Source organism: Pseudoalteromonas sp. S16_S37, from assembly GCF_014694405.1.
Classification (GTDB): domain Bacteria; phylum Pseudomonadota; class Gammaproteobacteria; order Enterobacterales; family Alteromonadaceae; genus Pseudoalteromonas.
This window is the reverse complement of the sequence record NZ_JAAUWV010000161.1, coordinates 1-1,022: the sequence shown is the minus strand read 5'-3', so window position 1 is coordinate 1,022 and position 1,022 is coordinate 1. Positions and strand designations below refer to the sequence as shown.

Annotated in this window: 1 protein-coding gene; it reads right to left on the bottom strand. The window is 40.6% G+C overall.

From position 1 onward, the window contains the following. Window positions 1-1,022, bottom strand: a 1,022-nt coding sequence (locus HC733_RS22385) for a hypothetical protein (RefSeq protein ID WP_190367178.1), incomplete at both ends; no start/stop codon positions are given.

Sequence of the window (1,022 nt, the reverse complement as noted above, 5' to 3'; positions counted from 1 at the left end):
CCGTGGAATTGTAGATAGAGAAGACCATTTCGCTTAGCACATGAGTAAAGAGCTTTGAAACCTGGAGACCGGTCGTTAGGTGCGTCAAGACTAACTCCCGTATGTTTGGGTTCATCGCCTTCTCTTGACGTCCAACCTAGCGTCTGATTAGGGCTGAAAAATGTATGTTTACTAACAGATAAAAACTCTTGAAAGTACGCACTGCTGTTACGTTTCCCTACTTTCCCAACCAAGCTTGACTGCAGCCTGTTACCGTACTCATTCAAATATGCTTGGCTTGCATAAACATTTTTAATATCGCCCAGAACGACTAAATTTTGCGAAGACTCAGAGAAATTAGACATTGACTCGTAATGTTTAATAATTACTATATTTTGTTCATTTGCAGCAAGTGTACGGGCGTTTTTAACCGCGTCTATGGTAAACGTGTTCGACGTCCACGTTTGCCCATTGTCATGTGTAAAAACCTGATTTCCAACTGAAACACTACTTTTTCTGTTTAATGCAACATTCTGTATTTGCGTATTATCAATGATGTGAGGAATCCATTGCCCCACAACACCATCAGGGAAAGTAGCTGCGATATTTTCGGGTTTGCCGATAATATCAACCCAAGGGAGTGAGTCGAATTGTGCGTTAAAGTCGGTCCGATAATACGAAATCATAATTTTATCTTGGACGCTGATTTGTGAACCATCATCATGAGTTACATTAAACACATGGGGAGCAGTAGGACTCTTATATAAACTTGCAGCCTTGTTTTTAGTGATATTCCAGCCGTGAAGCTTTTCATAAATACTGCTAGGACGTTCCCAACCGTTGATGTCAATATACACGTAACCTAAATTATCGTTACTTGTTTGGTAAACTTCAGAGTCGAATTTAGTCATCTTCAGCTTTTGTTTACCTCGTAATGTCCCCGACACCGCTTTATGCATGGTGTCTTCACGAAGTTGGTTTACATCGAGCTTATTGGCATTTAAACGTAAGTCTTCAACTTGGCCAGCATAGATAGCATCGTG